The organism is Vibrio sp. 1874, assembly GCF_033344395.1.
GTDB lineage: Bacteria > Pseudomonadota > Gammaproteobacteria > Enterobacterales > Vibrionaceae > Vibrio > Vibrio alginolyticus.
On record NZ_JAWPOR010000001.1, the window covers coordinates 608,495 to 627,311 of the forward strand.

The following is an 18,817-nucleotide window of genomic DNA, read 5'->3' on the forward strand; positions in this document are numbered from 1 at the left end:
AGTAAGAAATTTGTGTTAGAATCTTAAAGTGTCAAAATTATAGATTATTTTGTGTTTTTTGATACTTACTGACAAGGATTCGGACTGCTGGGTACTTACACTAGTGTTGAATTCATTGAAAGGAAGAAAAACATGAAAGCGATCTACAAATCAGTTTTGGCATTGAGTGTTTTTGCGGTCGGTTCTGCCCATGCATTTGAACTCGTGAGTAGAGATATTCAAGAAGGCCACCCGATGGCGAAGACATTTGAATACTCTGGTTGGGGATGTGATGGCGGGAATCAATCACCACAATTGATGTGGAAAGAAGCTCCAAAGGGCACAAAAAGTTTTGCGATCACCGTGTATGACCCCGATGCGCCAACAGGCAGTGGTTTTTGGCATTGGATAGCGTTTAATATTCCATCCACCGTTAGCGAGCTGCCTCGAGGCATTGATATGAACAAGTTAGGCGGCAAAGAATCTCGTATTGACTACGGCACAACGGGGTTCGGCGGCGCGTGTCCTCCAAAGAATGATGGGATGCATCGTTACCAGTTTACGGTGTGGGCATTGCCAACTGAAGAACTGAATTTGGATGAAAACACGCCACCAGCCATTGTAGGGTTTACTTTGAATAGTGTTGCTTTGGGTAAAGCGACATTAACCACGACTTACACGCGATAATTGAATATAAGGGGAGAGAATGGGTCACCAATATCAGGTTACGCTGTTTCGTGCGGAGCAGCAGCAGAAGCTTCGTAATGTCAGGATTCACTCCCCAAGCATTATTCAGATTGTTAAGGGGAGTAAACATCTTTTCTGGAAAGACGAAGTACTCGACATCCATCATCCAAATATCATGCTTTGTGAAGCAAATGCATCCCTAAATTTTGAAAATCTTCCTCTACAAGGGCGATTTCTTTCTCGAATGTTCAGTTTTCACTGTGTGCCTAGCGATGAAATGTTGGAGCTAAGCATGAGCAACGCATTAGGAAACTATGTACCCGTTGTTGAGACAGATAAAGCATTGCAAGCGACGTTAAATGCTTTGTTTTCGTTTGAGCGGGAAAGCTTAAGTGAAGCGACACAACGCTATTGGATTATGGGCCTATATCAGCAGCTAGCTGAGAGAGGGTTATTGCATCGGTTGTTCTCGAGTTCACATATCTCTTTTAGTCAGAAACTTAGTCGTTACTTATCGCGCTCTCCAGGGGAGGAGCATTCATTAGACATGGTCGCGGGGCACTTTTCTATGAGCCGAGCAACATTGATACGAAAACTGAAACAAGAAGGTACCCAGTATCGCGAAGTATTGGCAGAAGTGCGCTTAAATCACGCACTTTACTTGATGCAAAATGGCTCGTATAACGTTGCGCTGCTTGCACAGTTGTGTGGTTATCAGTCAGAGGGGCGTTTTAGCCAACGCTTTAAAAGTAAGTTCGGCCTAACGCCCAGCGAGTATATTAAAACGGTAGTGAGTTAATGTTTTACCGCTTTTTTATTTTTTGTGCTTTTTAGGTTAGCCATAATATTTGGCTTTCATTCGCAATGCTACGTTCACCAAAGCAATCAATACAGGCACTTCGATCAGTGGACCAATGACACCAGCAAAAGCTTGGTCTGAGTTTAGGCCAAACACCGCGATAGAAACCGCTATTGCCAATTCAAAGTTGTTGCCTGTTGCCGTGAAAGCAATCGATGCGTTTTTGTCGTAGTCGATGCCCATTTTCTTACCAACGAAGAAGCTGACAAAGAACATCAACACAAAGTAGATAGCCAGTGGAATTGCTACACGGAATACATCCATTGGCAGTTCAAGAATCATTTCACCTTTCAAGCTGAACATCAGTACGATGGTTGCAAGCAGGGCGATAAGCGTAATCGGTGAAATGCGTGGGATGAACACGTCGTTGTACCATTGTTCACCTTTCGCAGCGACCAGCCATTTACGGCTTAGGAAGCCCGCTAGGAATGGGATACCAAGGTAAATCAGAACGCTTTCCGCGATGTCCATCATCGAGATATCAACCACGAAACCTTCGTAACCAAAGACTGGTGGCAACACAGTGATGAACAACCATGCCATCACACTGTAAGTCACGATTTGGAAAGCGCTGTTTAGTGCAACTAGGGCTGCGCCGTATTCTTTGTTACCGCCACCGATATCGTTCCAGACAAGCACCATCGCAATACAACGAGCAAGACCGATCAGAATGATACCAACCATGTAACCCGGATGATCACCTAGGAAAGTCAATGCAAGGATGAACATCAAAATAGGGCCGACAATCCAGTTCATGACCAAAGACAGCGTGATCGCTTTTTTATCTTTCGTCACTGTGCCTAGCAAGTTGTAGTTCACCTTTGCGAGTGGCGGGTACATCATCAAAATCAAACCAATCGCTAGCGGTACGTTTGTGCTACCAACTGACATTGACTCGTTCCACTCAGCAACTTGAGGGAATGCTGCGCCAATACCTACACCGATTGCCATTGCCACAAAAATCCACACCGTTAGGTAACGGTCCAAGAAGCTCATTTTGTCGCTGGCACTATTTAAAACTTGAGTAGTCATAGTGTTCTCTTATTCGTTTATCGTCGAAAGGCGATAGTTAAAGGTATAGTTTATCTCTGCACGCCTGAACAGCGTGCAAAGGGCATTAATCAAATAACTTGGAAAATCCTAGATTGAACTGATCAAACGCGTCGCGTTGAATGCGGTAACACACCTTAGGTGGGTTTGGCTCGGCGCTGATAAAGCCTGCTTGCTTTAGAATACGCAAGTGCTCGGAAACAGTAGATTGCGCAAGACCCAGTTCAGAAACCAAATCACTGTTCAAACAACCGCCCATGGTATCGAGCGTGTGCAGGATATGCAGAATGCGCAAACGTGCTGGATGCGACAAAGCTTTTGCTTGCGCTGCTAGAGTTTGTTCTTTCTCGAGCTGTTGTTGCGTTGTCTGAAAAACGACTTCGCACGTGTCCTTGCACTTATCACTCATTCGCTGGCCTTAATAGTTAATCGTCGAATTGCGATAAAGTGTACGCCTGCTCTGTGGAAGATGCAACAAGTCGATGAAAAAATTAATCGTGAAATAACGATGGATAAAAAGTTGAAAAAATATATCTTTTAAAAACAGTGATATAATTAAAAATTAAGTAGGTTACTAAAAGTTAACTAATTGCACTATATTTCTAGGTTACCATAATAAACCACATCCGACGCACAATGGTTACTGCGTCATCTTGTGAACTTATTTAAAGGTAATCCCATGAGCAACGTACTGATCATCAATGCACACGAACCATCACCATATTCAGAAGGTCGTCTAAATGCTTCTCTTGTCGACAAAGCACAGACGCTTCTGCAAGCAAAAGGCCATGAAGTTCGCGTTGTGACAATGCAAGATGAGATCAACGTAGATGAGCAACTCGCACACTTTGAATGGGCTGATCGCGTGATCATCCAAAGCCCAATCAACTGGATGTCTGTGCCTTGGTCATTCAAAAAATACATGGACGACGTGTTTACTGCGGGTATGGGCGGCGCACTGTGTGCATTTGATGGCCGTAGCGCAGAAGAACCAAAGAAAAACTATGGTACAGGCGGTACTCAAACCAACAGCAAATACATGCTTTCACTGACATTCAACGCGCCAGAAGAATCGTTTGATGATGAGAGCGAATACCTATTCCAAGGTAAAGGCGTGGATGATTTGATGTTCCACATGCACGCTAACTTCCGCTTCTTTGGTATGTCAGCATTACCTACATTCGCTTGCTACGACGTGATGAAGAACGCAGATATCGAAAACGATTTTGTTCGTTTCGAAGCTCACATTAACGAAAACTTCTAATCCTTTTAGAAAGATAGTGCGAACTGAATGATGAATTGAGATGGACTGCTGTACGCGGTCCATTTTTATTTGTTTGCGGCGAGGTGACGTTTTTATTACTCTAAAGCACTAAATGTATCTAGCTTACTTTTCGTTACCTAGATTAGGTGCGTATCTTGAGGTGTATTGTGGAAAGCAGAATCAGTGTAGATAGCAAAGGTCGTAAGTCAGTGGCGAACGTATGTGCGGAGCCATGTGCTATCGAGAAAGGGATGCGTTTAATTGGTGGTAAATGGAAAGGTTCTCTGATTTATCATTTGAAAGACGGCCCAGTTCGTTTCAATGACTTAGCACGCATGCTAGGCGGTGCAAGTAAAAAGATGATCGACCAACGTCTTAAAGAGCTAGAAGCGGAAGGTATGGTGGTGCGTAAAGTGATCAGCGACCGCCCAATTGCAGTCAGCTATGAACTAACAGAGTTCGGCCGTACCGCACTTAAGATTCTTGATGATTTGCGAATTTGGTCTGAAAAGCATCAAATTGAGCTTCGTTAAGACCAAAGTAGTTAATCGCAAACGTCACTCTCTTTTGAAAGCTGATTAACAATACATCGCCGTTTATACCCAAGTAACTTAGATGTGCTTCATTCAAATCGTAATTTGTTTCGTAAAACAACGTACTCTTTCGAGTCAGGCATATCGAAGCTACTTGAGCATAATCGTACTTTTTAAGTTTTTGATTTTTAGTTATTATCTTATCATACTTAATAAGTTGTAGAATAAATCACTCACTTCAGTTGAATTTAAAAAAGCACTATTTAATTCCAGTTTCTTTTCAAAATCGGAATATTTATCGAATTCCTCTTTCTCAACTAAACCTATTGGTGAGTTGTCGTTAACGTGGCTTTCATATTTTTTGATGGTATATAATTTAGACTTTTCGTCAAAATATTGAATTATCTTAATGTTAACGTCAGGTCTCTCCGTATTATACGTGATCGTAATTTTTTCATAATCTTTATTAATCGGAGTCGTAAGCCCTGTAGGGTAGATGATTTTAAACCCATTAATGTCATTCTTCTTCGTGCTTTTATAATGTTTTGAGTATGAAAAGTTTTCAATTGCACTTTTAGTGACGATAATTGACTCACCTTTCTTCAAACCGTATTCGGTACATTCATAATCGTCGACAACCGTAGAATTTCTTGTCTTTTCAATCAGGTAGGACATAGTTGCAGATGTCCCTCCGTGTTCCAGTTTTTGTTGGTTTACAGAACAATAGAAATGACCTTTGTCCACCGTCATTGCGTTGACTTGTTCCGGATTTGAAATGGTGGGATGTATATCTTTTGCTGGATCGTTGTCGCTTCCTCCTGAACCGCATCCAACTAATCCGATACAAACGGCCATATAAAGCAAAGAGATTTTATTCATACTGTATTTCTCAATTAAGATGTGTGATTGCAAATAACGATTAATTACATTTTTATAAAGTGAAATGTTTTTTATTTTTAATTGAACGGTGTTTTATTGTTAATTTAATCGTTTGCTTTTATTTTGTCTCTTACGGTATCTATGTTTTCATTTATGGTGTGAATTGTTAGAAGTGCACAATAGTGAGTTGCAGTAGGATAATAATCGCTAGCTAACTACTTGTGTAGGTATCGTTATGATTTATACATCCGTTAAGTCTAAGTTTTTAGTCTTAATTTCATGTGTTTATCGTGAAAGTGACTTAGAAGTAAATACTTAACGTTGTTTGAGGGGAGCCTGAACTTCACTGATCTTGTTTTTCATCAAGGCGTTGTATAATGAACAAGGACTCTATTTCCAACTTGTTGATACATATCAGATCTCACGGATCTGATATGCATTCCAAGTTATTCTCACTAAGGCAAGAATCCTAGCTTATTTAAGGATAGAAAGTTTACTTGGGTGTAGAAGATATTAGTAATCCAATGTGCCACGGATAGGGTAGTTATTGTTTGGATCGCGAATCCATGCCAATCCGCGTGATAGCGCGCCAAGCTCAGGGCGAACAAACGGGTTGTTTGAAATATCCACCACGTGTAAGTCGCCGTGTTCATTCACCACAAACAGACCTGGTTCTGCGAAATTATGATCGGTTTCCTGTTCAGATCGAGGAATAGATACATACAAGCCTAGCGTTTTCATTTGTTCTTCGGTCAGGCCGTAAGCGATAGGGAAGCTGATTTCGAGTTTCTCTAGATGCCCCTCTAGCTGTGCTTTTGAATCGCCAGAAACGGCAAGAATATCGACGCCAGCATCAGCGAAAGCCTGTTTGTAACTCTCAAGCTCGTTGAGGTACTTAGTACAAAGAGGGCAGTGTTTACCACGATAAACGAATACTGCTTGCCAAGTCGCATCACCTTGCGGCTGACCCAACGTTACGCTTGAACCATCTAGCAAAGTGGCTTGAAGATGAGGGAAGCTGTCGCCCGCTTTAAGTTTCACTGAAGTTGCCATATTGACTCCCGAATTGGTGGTGTATATCCATGAATGCCCCTTTCTCAACAAAGCGATTGGGGGATGAGACTTCAATGTAGACTCTGTTTTGCGGTGTTTCAACTAGTTAACTTTTAGTAACCTGCAATAAGGTATTAGAGTGCAAAAGATGAAAAAGCAGAACTTAAGATACAACGAAGTGGGGGTGTAGTATCAGGAGCTAAGTTCTGCTTGAGGTTAGGCTATGACCACTGGAACATATCGTTAAGATAAACCAGAGTCATCACTTCTATTTTATTACTCGATTGAGCTAGGCGTTGCTGAAAAAAGTACGCCATCATTGGCTTCTTCATTTTTTCCTCCTTTAGCTGACGAGTAAATTATGTGTATAAAAGGGGATATAAAAAAGAGAGTGCTTTTGTTGGCTTTTTTCCTAATAACGTAAATATATGGAGCTTTAAAGCCGAATTTGGAGGTTAATTGTGGAAAAGGGGAACAGATAATTAGGAAGTTTTCTTATTTTATTACCGCCAACTTAAGTAAACTATTCCTATCCACAAACTTCACAGATCTAAGGTTGATTCAGTGTCTGATCTCAATTTGTTTCGCTATTACCAACGATTACTCTCGTTTAGCGTTGGTGATGAAACAAAAACCACGTTACAGGACATTGCCGACATCATGTTCACTTCTTCTCGGCATGCTCGTAGCCTGCTAACGCAAATGCAGCAGAAGGCGTGGTTGAGCTGGCATCCGAAAGCTGGGCGGAACCAACGATCGACTCTCATTCTGAATATGGAGTTAGACGTTTTAAAAGAGAGCTTGGCTCTTGAACGTATCAAGTTAGGCAAGTATGAAAAAGCGCTGGCGATATTAGATGAAGACGAACTGGCATTTGGCCGTTTGTTAAAAACAACGTCTGGTGCTTCTGTGCAAGAAGGACAGCTCAATATTCAATTAACCTATAAGCGAATGTTTGAGCGCGTCGTTCCACATCAACTTCAGCGTAGCAGCGAACGTTTCTTATTAAGGCAAATCTATTGTTGCTTAGTTTCGAGTGATAACAATGGGAAAGTGCAACCAGAACTCGCACATCACTGGCGTTATGACGAAGACACCTACGAATGGACTTTCTACCTTCGTCCAGGTCTGACTTTTCATAATGGTAATTCCATTGATGCAGAAACAGTGGTTAGCTTGTTTGCAAAGTTGAGTTCACTACAGTACTACGAAAAAGAGTTGGCACATGTTGCTAACATTACTGCGCCAACGCCACTGAAAGTTGTTTTTAAGCTTAATCGAGCTGACTTGGGCTTTGCTGGACTTATTTCTGGGGTGAAATACGGCATTCAACCAGTAAGCCAAGTTAACGTAGCGAATAACAAGCTGGTGGTCGGAAGTGGCCCATTCTCTGTTGTCGAGCACAATGAAAGTCGTTTAAAACTGCAAGCATTTAATGGTTACTACGCATGTAGAGTTCTAACGGATTTGGTGACTATCTGGATTGTTAATGACGAGCAGATGGAGAACCCGTCATTGGCAGCAAATACGTTGCAAAGGGATGCTTCGCCCGAGGAGGATTTGTGTGGACACTATATGTCGACGCAAAACCGAGAAAACTCATCGGCGAGCAAGCGTAGTCGAATAGAAGATGGTTGCTTATTCGCCTTATTTAATCAGCACGCTAAGCACAAACTCTCTTTAGCGCAGCGCCGTTATATTAGTGAGCTAATTCAACCTGAGCACTTGGCCGAAGTGATGCGCCGCGAGAATATTGTATTTGGGAGTATACCCGCTTATAACCTGCTACCAGGTTGGAAGCCAGTGCTCCGTCCGTTCAGTGAGCCGCTTAAGTTACCTAAACACATTACGATAGCCGGATATAACTATACCGCGTTGCGTCGCTGTGCGCGGGCTATTTCTAATCGTTTGGTGAGTGTTGGCAGTAAAGTAGAAATTGTTATGTATTCCTATCGTGAGCTGAACGAGAAAGCTAAGAATGGTGAGCTAAATGAGACGATGGTCGTGACGAACATAAACCTAGATGATAATCGTCATGCCTCAGCGTTCACGAACTTCTTCAGCAACGCTGTGCTATTCCACACTTTGGGAGAGAAGAACGCACAATGGTTAGATGAACAACTACAGAGAGTCAGATCTTTCGTTCCACTTGAGGACTACCTTAATGCATTGGAGCCAATTGCATCGACGTTGATCAGCGAATACTGGATTGCACCTATGTTCCACCATACACAAACTTTGCGCTTCCAAGGTGTGTTAGAAGACGTCGCTCTTACTAACTGGGGTTGGCCAGATATTCGCTCGGTGTGGTCTGCGGATTAACTGCCTTAGTTATATAGCAAAGTGCTGCTTCACGAATTCAATGAAGGCTCTGGTTTTCGCTGATTGATAGATAAGTTGTGGGTACACCAAGTAAACCGCGTTGTGCTGGTGGTCAGTTTCTTCCGATAGAACCTGCACTAGACGGCCGTGCTCAACGTCTTGTTCGACAAAGTAACTTGCTAACCGAGCAATGCCATTGCCAGACAGGGCTGATTCTTTGAGTAAGCGGTTTTCATTGCTTGAAAGCCAACCTTGGGTTTGAACTGTTCCCGTTTTTAACGGCCACTCTTTTTGATGCAATGTGGTTAAGCATTGATGCTCTTGTAAATCATCTAATGTCTCCGGCGTACCTTCTTCTTGCAGATACTGAGGAGAGGCAACCAGCCAGTGGTGGTAGTCCAAAAGGTGATGAGCAATCATATTCTCTGGCGGCGTTCTTGTCGCTCGAAACGCAAAATCAACGCTGGTTTCTGTCAGATTAAACGCTTGATAGCTAGAAAGGATCTCGAACTCTACGTTTGGATGTAAAGCGCGAAACGCTACGCACAAATCATGCAGCACCGCTTCGGCAAACATCTTGGGAGCGGTAAGACGAATCAGACCGTCTATTTGTTCAGATCGCTGACTTAAACTCTTTTCCATTTCCATTACGCGGCGTTTGAGATCTTCCGCTTGTGCAAAGATCGATTCACCTTCTGCCGTCAATCTCACGCTGCGTGTAGTTCGAACAATCAAAGGCGTGGCGAGTTCCGATTCCAATCGCTTGATTTGTTCTGACAGGTAACTTTTAGAAATGCCAAGTTGCTCCGCTGCCCTAGAAAAGTTAAGTGTTTGAGCCACTTCGGCAAACAGCATCAGTTTTTCGATTCTCTTATAATCTGCCATCTTGATTGCTCGTCTTTATTGTTCGCTTTAATTGTTCGGTAGCGAGGATAATGAATTCGATTTTACGGTATTAAACTAATTTTTACGAACGGTAAGATGGTTAGAGTTAACTTAAGAAATTGAAGATGCAGAAATCGGAAAAGTGAGAATAACGATGAACAATCCAACACTACCGCTCGCCAAAACCTTACCTAACGTTAGCCGCTTGGTCTTCGGCTGCATGGGGCTTGGAGGGGAGTGGAATCGCAACCCATTAACCGCCCAAGATGAAAACCAAGCTTATGCCGCTGTAGAGGTAGCATTAGAGGTGGGCATCAATCTCTTTGATCATGCGGATATCTACAAATTCGGTAAGGCAGAAGAAGTGTTTGGGCGCATCTTAGCCAATGACTCAACCTTACGAGAACGAATTTATTTGCAATCCAAGTGCGGCATCCGTCTAGGAGATGAGCAAGGTGTTAAGCAGTATGACTTCTCTGCTAAATGGGTGACGGCTTCTGTTGAGGGCATTCTTGAACGCCTTGGCGTGGAAAACCTTGATGTTTTGATGCTGCATCGTCCTGATCCTTTGGTTGAATTTGAAGAACTGGGCACAGCGCTAAAAGCTCTGAAACAAGCTGGCAAAGTTAACCACTTCGGTGTTTCTAACATGAACAGTGCTCAAATTGATCTTCTTCAACAAGCTACGGGCGAAGTTGTTGTGGCGAACCAGTTGGAAATGAGTCTGGCTAAGTCTGACTTCATCAAGCAAGGCATGGGGCTTCCTTCGTCTGCATCTGACTACGTTGCAGGAATACTGGAACATGCCCGTAAGCACAATATCCAACTGCAAGCGTGGGGCAGTATGGCGCAGGGAAGATTCTCAGAGCGTGGTTTACATTCTGATGATCACAACACCAGACAGATTGCGGAGATGGTGATGGCGCTAGCAGCTGAATATGGCGTGCCGTCAGAGGCGATTGTTTTAGCCTTCCTAACGCGTCACCCAAGCCAAATTCAACCTGTTATTGGTACTGCAAACCCACAACGTATTCGCGCTTGTGCTCAAGTAGAGAGCGTCACGCTATCACGTAGCCATTGGTATGGCTTGTTCGAGAAAACCCTTGGTCATGAGATCCCGTAGGAGAGAAAAATGAAATACGTACAAGTTCAAACTCTAATTCAAACGGCATTGGAAATTGCGACTGCTCGCAAGCAAAACATTGCGGTTGCCGTGGTTGATACACATGGAGAATTGCTCGGTTTTGCCCGAATGGATGATGTGAGTGTGCAAGCAGGTTTGTTGGCACAGAACAAAGCTTACACCTCGGCTAGAGACCGTCAGCATAGCGGCAATCTGGGTGCTTGGGCTCGTGAGACGGGTAAGCAGTTGAGTTATTGGACTGACCCGAAGATCACAGGCTTTATGGGTGGTGTGCCTATAGAACAAGAGGGGAAAATCGTCGGTGCAATTGGCATTAGCGGTTTGGCTGAGCAAGATGATGAAGCACTTGCGATGGAAGTATTAAACGCGCGTTGAGTATAATGTTTATCAGTAGGTGTGATGCTTTGTCCAGCTTTGTACTCACTGTAGGGACTCAAGTTCACAGGCTTCGTCGAGTCACAATGCTATCTAATAGCCTGAAGTAAGCAGAAGTTGAAATCGCGAACTATGATTAATTTATTTGAAAGCTTTGAGGCCTAAATATGTTTCATAAGGTATTCGTTTCGCTATTTTTTGTTCTCCTCTCAGGCTGTGGTACGAGTGACAGCGCGTTAAAAGAGAGCGGTTATGATGAAGCTTATATCCAAGGCTTTCATGACGGTCGGCATAGTGGTATGCAAGAGGCAGGGAATGATTTTGAACACTATATTAAGGACGAAACAAGGTATCAAACCGACTCAGATTATCGACAAGGCTGGGATGCTGGTGAGGTAGAGGGTAACAAGTTACAAAAGCAGGCGACCGCGATAGGACAAGGCATGATTGATAATTCGTATGAAGAACGTGATGTCTTTGATCCTGATAAAGTGGCGAAAGATGCAATAAAAGGCGTTGATACATCGGAATTGAAAAGCCTAGAGTAACGGACTGATATAAAGAATAAAACTCGTCATTTGACGAGTTTTATTTTTGTCTAAACGATTCATGTTTCAACGCTCAACAGGGCATTCATCGTTTGAGTATGAGTAATGTGGTTAATCACCTTTCTTGTTCTTTTGTTCAAGGATTAACGATAACAGGCGAACGAGCAGGGACTGAGCTTCCGGTGAGAGCAATCGCGCCACGGCTGTTAAGTCATTTGCTGTGACATGCTGAACATCACGTACATCTAAGGCAATATCTAGGTCAGTCAAATGAAGCGAACGCAATATGGCACGATATTGTGAGAGTTTAAGATCGGACTCTCCGCGCTCGATCCTTTGATATGTTTTTACGCTCATTCCAGCGATGTTTGCCATTTGCTCACGGGAGAGGCCATTCGATTTTCGTCTTGCGATCAGTGCTTGAATTATAGGGTCTACCTGCATGTGCTCTCCTGAAAGGACAGTTTTGACCTAAACGGAGCAAGAAGTGGACCAGTTTAACCACCACATATTTACCTGCTTTGCAATCAGTATAAAAATAACTGTCTTATAAAAACGTAAATATTTTAGTCAGTTATTAACTCAATGGAAAAGTATCAATCATACAAATCAATAGAAACGAAAGCTTCTATTCGCAAAATGCAACGCATTTTAGATCATTTATTTAGTGAAATTGATCAGCAACATCGTGAGACTAAAGAGAATGTTGTGACACTGATTCAACAGTCACAACAGCGATTGATGAACTACAAAGAGCTTTACCTTCACAAAGAATCGATAAGTGAAGTAGAGCTGCGGATGGCGCATGAAAATATGAGTGAGACTGAGAAGCAGGTCGCCGATATGGGTATTCCAGTGTTAACTTATATCATTGGCGCGCTAGATAAAGCGTATTAACACAGTCGTAAAGTCGGGCGATACAAGATTTACGCAATTTCGATCAATTGATGACATCTAAAAGAAAGGATGCAAATGCTGGGGAACCACACCCAGCATTCGGACACTCATTTACCTATATTTTCGAACCGTAAATCAGTGTTTAGAGGTATGTGAACCGAACAGTGTCGGTACGCAGCGAATAATAGCGATATTGTCCGATCTAGGCTACGTCCTTGGAATCTAACACCTTCACTTAAACTGTAAATTAATCTGTACACCCAGCCAAATTGAGCCATTGAGCACGTTCTGCCTTCTTTTTAAGCGATAAAAGACTAATTAGTGACGAAAAAAACAACACATCTTAGGTAAAAGATAAGAGTTGTTAAAATATATCGCTATAAGATTGACCTTTTGCTTTTCAATCGTCCTGCTTATGCCTTACAATCTTTTCGAACCAAATCCATTCATAACGAATGGGGTTGATGAATTAAGATGAACAATTTTGCTTCGAACCCAAAGTTGCGCACATTTCATCAGCGATGACATCGCCAAAAATGACTCTCAAGTGTTCATGTGCAAATGATTAACCACCTTTTGTTGCATGTTTTCTTAGCCATACAGGGCTCTTGTAACATAGTGCTCTTGTAACCAAATTTTGACTAAGTCGGAGCGTTTTGTTGTGTGCTTTAGATAAAGCACAACTGGTGAGAAATTAACGGATTGAATTTAGAGGTATTAACCGTGAACCTAAAACTTGTCGGCAGCTCCCTGATCGTTGCAGGTACTGCTCTTGGCGCTGGTATGCTTGCTATACCAATGGTGCTTGCTCAATTTGGCCTCCTTTGGGGCACTCTTCTTATGTTGTTCATCTGGGCTGGAACAACTTATGCTGCGCTGCTCCTTCTTGAAGCCAGTTGTAAAGTAGGTGGTGGTGTGAGCATGAATGCAATTGCTCGCGAAACGCTTGGTAAAGGAGGCCAGTTGGTAACCAACAGCTTGCTTTACGCCCTGTTAGTTTGTCTATTAATGGCTTACATCATTGGTGCGGGTGATCTCGTACAAAAAGTAACAGCCTCAATTGGGCTTCCAACATCTACGATCTCAAGCCAAGTCGGTTTTACTCTTTTAGTTGGTATCATTGTTTCGGCAGGTACAGGGGTAGTAGATAAGCTGAATCGCGGTTTGTTCCTAGGCATGATCGTAGCGCTGATCATGACACTTTTTGCGCTTGCACCAAGCGTCTCGTTTGAAGGACTTGATGAGGTTGTGAGCGACGATAAAATGGCACTTATCAAAACCAGTTCGGTGCTTTTCACCAGTTTCGGTTTTATGGTCGTGATCCCATCGCTTGTAACTTACAACAAAGAAGCGAGTAAAACACAGCTGCGTAATATGATTATCGTGGGCTCAACTATTCCGCTTGTTTGTTACCTGTTATGGTTGTTAGCGGTTGTCGGCAATCTACCACCTCATGAGCTTGTTCAATACTCCAACGTAACAGAGTTGATCTCGGTACTAGGTCAGCAATACGAGGGCTTAGAGTTCATCCTATCCATGTTTACTGGTTTGGCACTACTAACGTCGTTCTTAGGTGTTGCAATGGCGCTATACGATCAAAATGCAGACCTACTGAAAGCAAGTAAGCCAGTGATTTTTGTTACTACTTTTGTGCTACCACTATTAGGTGCTGTATTTGCGCCAGAACACTTCCTAGCTATTCTCAGCTACGCGGGGATTATTCTTGTGTTTCTCGCGGTCTTTGTTCCATTATCAATGACCATGAAAGTGCGCCGAGTGCCGGTAGAAGATGACAATATTTATGAAGCTGGTGGCGGCGCAATGGGAATGAGCATGATCTTCCTATTCGGCTGTTTCTTGCTGTTTGCCCAAGCAGTATAAAATCACGCTAGCTTATTTAAAAACTGAGCCGCTCGTAGTCAAACGGGCGGCTTTTTTGTATTCATAGCCGAACCCAGGCCACTCGAAGTCATCAGCATTTGTGATGTTTGACGTTCCTCGGATAATCACGGTTAGCGCTGACTTTTTAGTAAAACTCCTTAGCGAAAGGCTGACATGTACAGTGATTCACCCTTCTATTATATCGATGTTGATATGAATAAGAGGCTCTGTTGTGTCAAAGCAATTATCTTTTGCCATGGTTGGCGTTATGTTGTCTTTAGGTGTGTTGAGTACAGAAGCGGTGGCTGACCCGAAGCATAAGCATGGACATCGGTACGATCACCATCATGCGCATAACTACCATCATAAACACAAGCGCAAGCACAAGCATAAACATAAACACAAACATCGTGACGTTATTTATGTGGAGACCAGACGACCAAGGCGCAGTTACTATTACCATGACCGAATTCCTCGGAATAGTACCTACATAAAGATTGGAGATTTCACTTATCTAAAAGTGGACGACCGTTATTATCGCCGTTCTAATGATCGCTATATCCATGTCGAGTTCAATTAAACTTGAAAGGGCACATAGTCGGCGTTCTTGTAATGTTGAGCTTAATAGCAACAACATGGCACATGTAACATCGACCAATACTAGGGTTGAGGGTTAAAAGCAAAAACAGCGAGCCGGTGCTCGCTGTTTTTGCTTAGATGAGTGTTAGACAGTAAATCTATTTAAGATTTGATCTTGTTTATGTACATCTTCTTGTTGCGCCTGCATCGCGTCGTTGGTTCGATTTGCCGATTCGGCGACTTGAGTCGATAGGTCTTTAATATTCACCGTATTGTTGTTGATCTCTTCAGCGACAAGGCTTTGCTCTTCCGCTGCTGAGGCAATTTGCAAGTTCATATCGGAAATACGCTGAATCGCGTCACGAATGCGTTGTAACGCACTATTTGCTAAACCCGCTTTTTCAACGGCCTCTATAGCACTACCTTTGCTTTGATGCATGGCATTTGCCACAGATGAAGCGCCAGATTGTAGTTGCTCAATCATAGTACGAATCTCTGTTGTCGACTCTTGAGTACGTTGTGCCAGTGTACGTACTTCATCTGCAACAACGGCGAAGCCTCGGCCAGATTCTCCCGCACGTGCAGCCTCGATTGCGGCATTCAACGCGAGTAAGTTCGTTTGGTCCGCAATATCGTTGATGACTTTTAGAATCGTTTCGATATTGGCAGTAGCAGATTCCAACACTTGTACTTCTTCGACTGCAAGGTCAATGCTATCGGAAAGCATGTTTATCGTTTGTGTCGATTCACCAACGATAGAAGACCCCTCAACCGTTGCTTGGTCGGCTTCTTTGGCTGCACTTGCCGCACCTTGCGCATTATTAGCAACCTCTGTCGCGGTGACAGACATCTCATGCATCGCGGTAGCAAGTTGTTCTAGCTCTTGCAGCTGAGTGTGAATTGCGCCTGCCGAGTCTTTTGCGCCCTCAGCGGTGATTTGAGTTCCATTTAAAATTTGATCAGAAATACGTTTCGACTCAATGATTTGCTGTTGTAAGTTCTCCATGAACGTATTGAAGTTTGTGGCAAGCTCAGAAAACTCTTGGTCAGTATCTGTTTCGAGGCGTTGTGTAAGGTCGCCTTTCCCTGATGCTACATCTTTAATCGCATTGTTTAGCGTGTCCAAAGGACGCATGAGAGTGCGAATCAACAGAGTTAGGGCGATAATAGATGCAATCACGGCAATGATTGAATAAATAATAGCGTTGTTACGAAGCTCTCCTACGGCAGAATAGGCAACAGCTTCATCGATCACCGAACCTACGTACCAGTTCTCGCCAGGAATGTGAGTCAGGTTAACCATGTAGCGGTTGCCATCAATCTCAACATGTTGTGCTGATTGCGTAAGTTCGATTTGCGGGAGGTAGCTACCGACTTTCTCACCGTTGTATTTACTTTGAGGGTGAGCAATGGTTGTGCCATCAGCGGTGACCAGAAATAAGTAACCAGCATCAAACAGATTCACTTGGTTGACCAGATCTGAAAGGGTAGTTAATTCGAGGTCATAAAACATACCGGCTAAAAACTGGCCATTTTCTTTTACTGGTGTACCAACAGAGATGATAACGTTTTTCGAAGACGCATCGACGTACGGATCGGTTACGACCAAATCGCCTTTGCTCTTAGCTGCAATAAACCAAGGACGCTGACGTGGGTCGTAGTCTGGACCCGCATCCCAGCCGTCGTCATTTTCAATCACAAAGCCATTACTTTCATAACCAAAACCGATGGCAAGGAAGCTGCTTTTTGGCGTCGGTCTTTCAAGTATGTTTTGAACATAGCTATGTGAACTGGGATCAAGCTCAATCACTTCAGTAATGGAGCGAGCGAGATCCTTCTTTGCATTCATTTCTGATTGCACAGTGTTACCAACACTGGTCAATATCTCGTTGACACTTGAGTCGATTTGCTCCTGAGTTTGGGAGCGGATGGTCATAACTTGTTGTGTCGACAATAACGACACGGTAATTAGCAGCAAAAATGAAGAGGCTGTGACAACCTTATGTCTGAATTTCATGAGCTTTCCTCTGATTCTCCCGGTTGGTTCCACTTTGCTTTCGCCTCTTTTAAACCGAGCGAATTGGGCATAAAGAGAAACCTATTGTGTTTGGTTATATTTTTATCGACATCTTTGTCAAAAACATGAACTCATTTGTCGTCTTTTTTAACTAAATTTAAACAAAACGATAGTTTACGTTAAAACTTGTGAGTGTGATCATGTTTGCGAGCTCGATTAATGAAATCGTCATAATGAAAAGAATTGCTTAACAAACAGTGGTATCAACTGGTTTTACAGGTGAGGTGATGAAAATTTTGTTGGTGCTGACAGGTGTTTTGTTTAAGTTTTGTCTTTGTAAATTATGAGCTTTTTACTAAAAGCCTAATGTGGACGGAGTTTTAGGTATAAAAAAGGCCCCGACGATGCGGAGCCTTTGTTAATTGACGTCTCGATTTTAGAAAATAAGATGAGCAACGCCAGCAATCACAGGTAACGTGATTAGCGTACGTAAAATGAAGATTACGAAGAGCTCTACAATGTTTACTGGAATTTTGCTGCCTAACAGTAGGGCACCTACTTCCGACATGTAGATAAGCTGAGTTACTGACATTGCCGCAATAACAAAACGTGTCATTTCGTTATCGATTGAGGCCGCTAAAATTGCTGGAATAAACATATCCGCAAAGCCAACAACGATTGTCTGTGATGCTGCAACAGCTTCAGGGACTTGCAGTAGCTCTAGGTATGGGATAAACGGTTGACCCAGAATTGCAAATACAGGCGTGTATTCTGCAATCACCAATGCAACGGTACCAAGACCCATCACTACAGGTAATACGCCAAATACCATGTCGACTGCGTTGTGTACGCCTTCTTTAAATACAGACTGAACCGATGTGACTTGACCAGCACGCTTAAGAGCTAGATCCATACCCCAAGAGAATGTGGTGTGGCCTTCTGGCACTGCATCTGCGTCTTTATCAGGGTTGCTACCGTCAATGTAGCGATCTTTCTTCAGACTAAGCGGAGGCAGGCGAGGAATGACAATCGCAGCTACGATACCAGCTAGACAGATAGCGCCGTAGAAAGGCAAAAATAAGTGCTCTAGTTTTACCTGAGCGATAACAACTAGGCTAAACGTGATCGATACTGCTGAGAAAGTGGTCCCGACAACAGCCGCTTCACGCTGAGTATAGAACTTATTTTCGTATTGCTTGCTGGTTAGCAAGATACCAACACTTCCGTCGCCTAACCAAGATGCCATACAGTCAATTGCACTGCGGCCAGGTAGGTTGAATACCGGACGCATTATTTTACTGAGTAACGCACCAAATAGCTCCAGAAGACCGAAGTTCAAAAGAAGCGGAAGCAGTAAACCCGCGAAAATGAAAACGGCAAACAGAGTAGGTAGGAGACCAGTAAGAACAAGCCCGCCAGTGTTCTCTTCCCAAATTGCTTTTGGACCCACTTGGAAAAACGTCATTAACACGGCAGCGCCGCCGATTAAACGAACAACGAGCCAAAGTGGAGATGGGTTGAAGAGACCGTTTAAAAAACCATTACGTAAAATTGCAGCTGGCTTAAAAATTTTGCAAAGAACAGAAGCAACGGCCATGAAAGCGATGATACTGGTGACGATAGCAATCAAGGTATCGCCTAACACCGCTGGGATGACTTTTGCCATCACTGCAACGGGAATGGTTAGGCCGCCATCGTAAGAGATCGGAGCCATAAAGAGTAGAAGACCAATTAGGGAAGGGATGAAAAACATCCAAAAGTTGCCCTTAGGAGCTTCAGTAGCATTAGTGGTGTTATGCATAGTTGTCTCGTGTTACTACTAGTCAATACTTGCCATTTCCATGACATAAATATTCACTAAACAT

Annotated in this window: 19 protein-coding genes; 11 read left to right on the forward strand and 8 right to left on the reverse strand. The window is 43.1% G+C overall.

Annotation, left to right across the window (positions count from 1 at the left end):
* The first annotated feature begins 132 nt into the window (after window positions 1-132).
* Window positions 133-666, forward strand: coding sequence for a YbhB/YbcL family Raf kinase inhibitor-like protein (locus tag R8N46_RS02720; RefSeq protein WP_005375444.1), 534 nt, complete (start codon window positions 133-135; stop codon window positions 664-666).
* Between the two features lie 19 nt (window positions 667-685).
* Complete coding sequence (locus tag R8N46_RS02725; protein ID WP_136976486.1) at window positions 686-1,465, forward strand: AraC family transcriptional regulator; 780 nt, start codon at window positions 686-688, stop codon at window positions 1,463-1,465.
* Between the two features lie 36 nt (window positions 1,466-1,501).
* Here R8N46_RS02725 and arsB read toward each other — a convergent pair whose 3' ends face one another.
* A complete protein-coding gene (arsB, locus tag R8N46_RS02730; RefSeq protein ID WP_005385145.1) occupies window positions 1,502-2,557 on the reverse strand; it encodes an ACR3 family arsenite efflux transporter in 1,056 nt (351 codons plus the stop codon).
* Window positions 2,558-2,642: 85 nt separating this feature from the next.
* Complete coding sequence (locus R8N46_RS02735; RefSeq protein WP_005375451.1) at window positions 2,643-2,984, reverse strand: ArsR/SmtB family transcription factor; 342 nt, start codon at window positions 2,982-2,984, stop codon at window positions 2,643-2,645.
* A 270-nt stretch (window positions 2,985-3,254) separates the two neighbouring features.
* On the opposite strand from R8N46_RS02735, the gene R8N46_RS02740 reads away from it, so the two are divergent.
* Entirely contained in the window at window positions 3,255-3,839 is a 585-nt protein-coding gene (locus R8N46_RS02740; RefSeq protein ID WP_017635228.1) for an NAD(P)H-dependent oxidoreductase, read from the forward strand.
* Window positions 3,840-4,006: 167 nt separating this feature from the next.
* Window positions 4,007-4,372, forward strand: a complete 366-nt coding sequence (locus tag R8N46_RS02745; protein WP_005375456.1) for a winged helix-turn-helix transcriptional regulator — start codon at window positions 4,007-4,009, stop codon at window positions 4,370-4,372.
* A 195-nt stretch (window positions 4,373-4,567) separates the two neighbouring features.
* Here the strand turns inward: R8N46_RS02745 and R8N46_RS02750 are convergent, their stop codons facing one another.
* Window positions 4,568-5,251: a hypothetical protein gene (locus tag R8N46_RS02750; RefSeq protein WP_318098149.1), complete on the reverse strand. Its 684-nt coding sequence runs from the start codon at window positions 5,249-5,251 to the stop codon at window positions 4,568-4,570.
* A gap of 513 nt (window positions 5,252-5,764) precedes the next feature.
* Window positions 5,765-6,304, reverse strand: a complete 540-nt coding sequence (locus R8N46_RS02755) for a redoxin domain-containing protein (protein ID WP_005385152.1) — start codon at window positions 6,302-6,304, stop codon at window positions 5,765-5,767.
* A gap of 564 nt (window positions 6,305-6,868) precedes the next feature.
* On the opposite strand from R8N46_RS02755, the gene R8N46_RS02760 reads away from it, so the two are divergent.
* The gene (locus R8N46_RS02760; RefSeq protein ID WP_017635839.1) at window positions 6,869-8,626 is read left to right on the forward strand and encodes an SgrR family transcriptional regulator; all 1,758 of its coding nucleotides are present in this window, start codon (window positions 6,869-6,871) and stop codon (window positions 8,624-8,626) included.
* A 9-nt stretch (window positions 8,627-8,635) separates the two neighbouring features.
* Here R8N46_RS02760 and R8N46_RS02765 read toward each other — a convergent pair whose 3' ends face one another.
* Window positions 8,636-9,511, reverse strand: coding sequence for a LysR family transcriptional regulator (locus tag R8N46_RS02765; RefSeq protein WP_017635840.1), 876 nt, complete (start codon window positions 9,509-9,511; stop codon window positions 8,636-8,638).
* Window positions 9,512-9,665: 154 nt separating this feature from the next.
* Here R8N46_RS02765 and R8N46_RS02770 point away from each other — a divergent pair, with 154 nt between their 5' ends.
* From R8N46_RS02770 to R8N46_RS02780, 3 genes are all read left to right on the forward strand, one after another.
* Entirely contained in the window at window positions 9,666-10,634 is a 969-nt protein-coding gene (locus R8N46_RS02770) for an aldo/keto reductase (protein WP_115386740.1), read from the forward strand.
* Window positions 10,635-10,643: 9 nt separating this feature from the next.
* A complete protein-coding gene (locus tag R8N46_RS02775; RefSeq protein ID WP_115386739.1) occupies window positions 10,644-11,030 on the forward strand; it encodes a GlcG/HbpS family heme-binding protein in 387 nt (128 codons plus the stop codon).
* Between the two features lie 167 nt (window positions 11,031-11,197).
* Window positions 11,198-11,578 (forward strand): hypothetical protein, encoded by a 381-nt coding sequence (locus R8N46_RS02780; protein WP_005375467.1) that lies wholly within the window; start codon window positions 11,198-11,200, stop codon window positions 11,576-11,578.
* A gap of 111 nt (window positions 11,579-11,689) precedes the next feature.
* On the opposite strand, the gene R8N46_RS02785 is transcribed toward R8N46_RS02780, so the two are convergent.
* Window positions 11,690-12,022, reverse strand: a complete 333-nt coding sequence (locus tag R8N46_RS02785) for a helix-turn-helix transcriptional regulator (RefSeq protein ID WP_005375470.1) — start codon at window positions 12,020-12,022, stop codon at window positions 11,690-11,692.
* A 141-nt stretch (window positions 12,023-12,163) separates the two neighbouring features.
* Here R8N46_RS02785 and R8N46_RS02790 point away from each other — a divergent pair, with 141 nt between their 5' ends.
* The 3 genes from R8N46_RS02790 to R8N46_RS02800 all read left to right on the forward strand — a co-directional run bounded on the left by R8N46_RS02790 (window position 12,164) and on the right by R8N46_RS02800 (window position 14,936).
* Entirely contained in the window at window positions 12,164-12,475 is a 312-nt protein-coding gene (locus R8N46_RS02790) for a hypothetical protein (protein ID WP_005375472.1), read from the forward strand.
* A gap of 723 nt (window positions 12,476-13,198) precedes the next feature.
* A complete protein-coding gene (locus R8N46_RS02795; protein WP_115386738.1) occupies window positions 13,199-14,356 on the forward strand; it encodes an amino acid permease in 1,158 nt (385 codons plus the stop codon).
* 232 nt (window positions 14,357-14,588) lie between these two features.
* Window positions 14,589-14,936: a hypothetical protein gene (locus R8N46_RS02800; RefSeq protein ID WP_213972135.1), complete on the forward strand. Its 348-nt coding sequence runs from the start codon at window positions 14,589-14,591 to the stop codon at window positions 14,934-14,936.
* Window positions 14,937-15,080: 144 nt separating this feature from the next.
* Here the strand turns inward: R8N46_RS02800 and R8N46_RS02805 are convergent, their stop codons facing one another.
* Together R8N46_RS02805 and R8N46_RS02810 are read right to left on the reverse strand one after the other, a co-directional pair.
* Window positions 15,081-16,952, reverse strand: a complete 1,872-nt coding sequence (locus R8N46_RS02805) for a methyl-accepting chemotaxis protein (RefSeq protein ID WP_017821611.1) — start codon at window positions 16,950-16,952, stop codon at window positions 15,081-15,083.
* A 436-nt stretch (window positions 16,953-17,388) separates the two neighbouring features.
* The gene (locus tag R8N46_RS02810) at window positions 17,389-18,753 is read right to left on the reverse strand and encodes a YjiH family protein (protein ID WP_005385171.1); all 1,365 of its coding nucleotides are present in this window, start codon (window positions 18,751-18,753) and stop codon (window positions 17,389-17,391) included.
* Between the last annotated feature and the right edge of the window lie 64 nt (window positions 18,754-18,817).

Coding starts and splice junctions, on each gene's coding strand:
- R8N46_RS02720 (WP_005375444.1), top strand. CDS start 133: ATGAAAGCGATCTACAAATCAGTTTTGGCATTGAGTGTTTTTGCGGTC.
- R8N46_RS02725 (WP_136976486.1), top strand. CDS start 686: ATGGGTCACCAATATCAGGTTACGCTGTTTCGTGCGGAGCAGCAGCAG.
- arsB (WP_005385145.1), bottom strand. CDS start 2,557: ATGACTACTCAAGTTTTAAATAGTGCCAGCGACAAAATGAGCTTCTTG.
- R8N46_RS02735 (WP_005375451.1), bottom strand. CDS start 2,984: ATGAGTGATAAGTGCAAGGACACGTGCGAAGTCGTTTTTCAGACAACG.
- R8N46_RS02740 (WP_017635228.1), top strand. CDS start 3,255: ATGAGCAACGTACTGATCATCAATGCACACGAACCATCACCATATTCA.
- R8N46_RS02750 (WP_318098149.1), bottom strand. CDS start 5,251: ATGAATAAAATCTCTTTGCTTTATATGGCCGTTTGTATCGGATTAGTT.
- R8N46_RS02755 (WP_005385152.1), bottom strand. CDS start 6,304: ATGGCAACTTCAGTGAAACTTAAAGCGGGCGACAGCTTCCCTCATCTT.
- R8N46_RS02765 (WP_017635840.1), bottom strand. CDS start 9,511: ATGGCAGATTATAAGAGAATCGAAAAACTGATGCTGTTTGCCGAAGTG.
- R8N46_RS02770 (WP_115386740.1), top strand. CDS start 9,666: ATGAACAATCCAACACTACCGCTCGCCAAAACCTTACCTAACGTTAGC.
- R8N46_RS02775 (WP_115386739.1), top strand. CDS start 10,644: ATGAAATACGTACAAGTTCAAACTCTAATTCAAACGGCATTGGAAATT.
- R8N46_RS02780 (WP_005375467.1), top strand. CDS start 11,198: ATGTTTCATAAGGTATTCGTTTCGCTATTTTTTGTTCTCCTCTCAGGC.
- R8N46_RS02785 (WP_005375470.1), bottom strand. CDS start 12,022: ATGCAGGTAGACCCTATAATTCAAGCACTGATCGCAAGACGAAAATCG.
- R8N46_RS02790 (WP_005375472.1), top strand. CDS start 12,164: ATGGAAAAGTATCAATCATACAAATCAATAGAAACGAAAGCTTCTATT.
- R8N46_RS02805 (WP_017821611.1), bottom strand. CDS start 16,952: ATGAAATTCAGACATAAGGTTGTCACAGCCTCTTCATTTTTGCTGCTA.
- R8N46_RS02810 (WP_005385171.1), bottom strand. CDS start 18,753: ATGCATAACACCACTAATGCTACTGAAGCTCCTAAGGGCAACTTTTGG.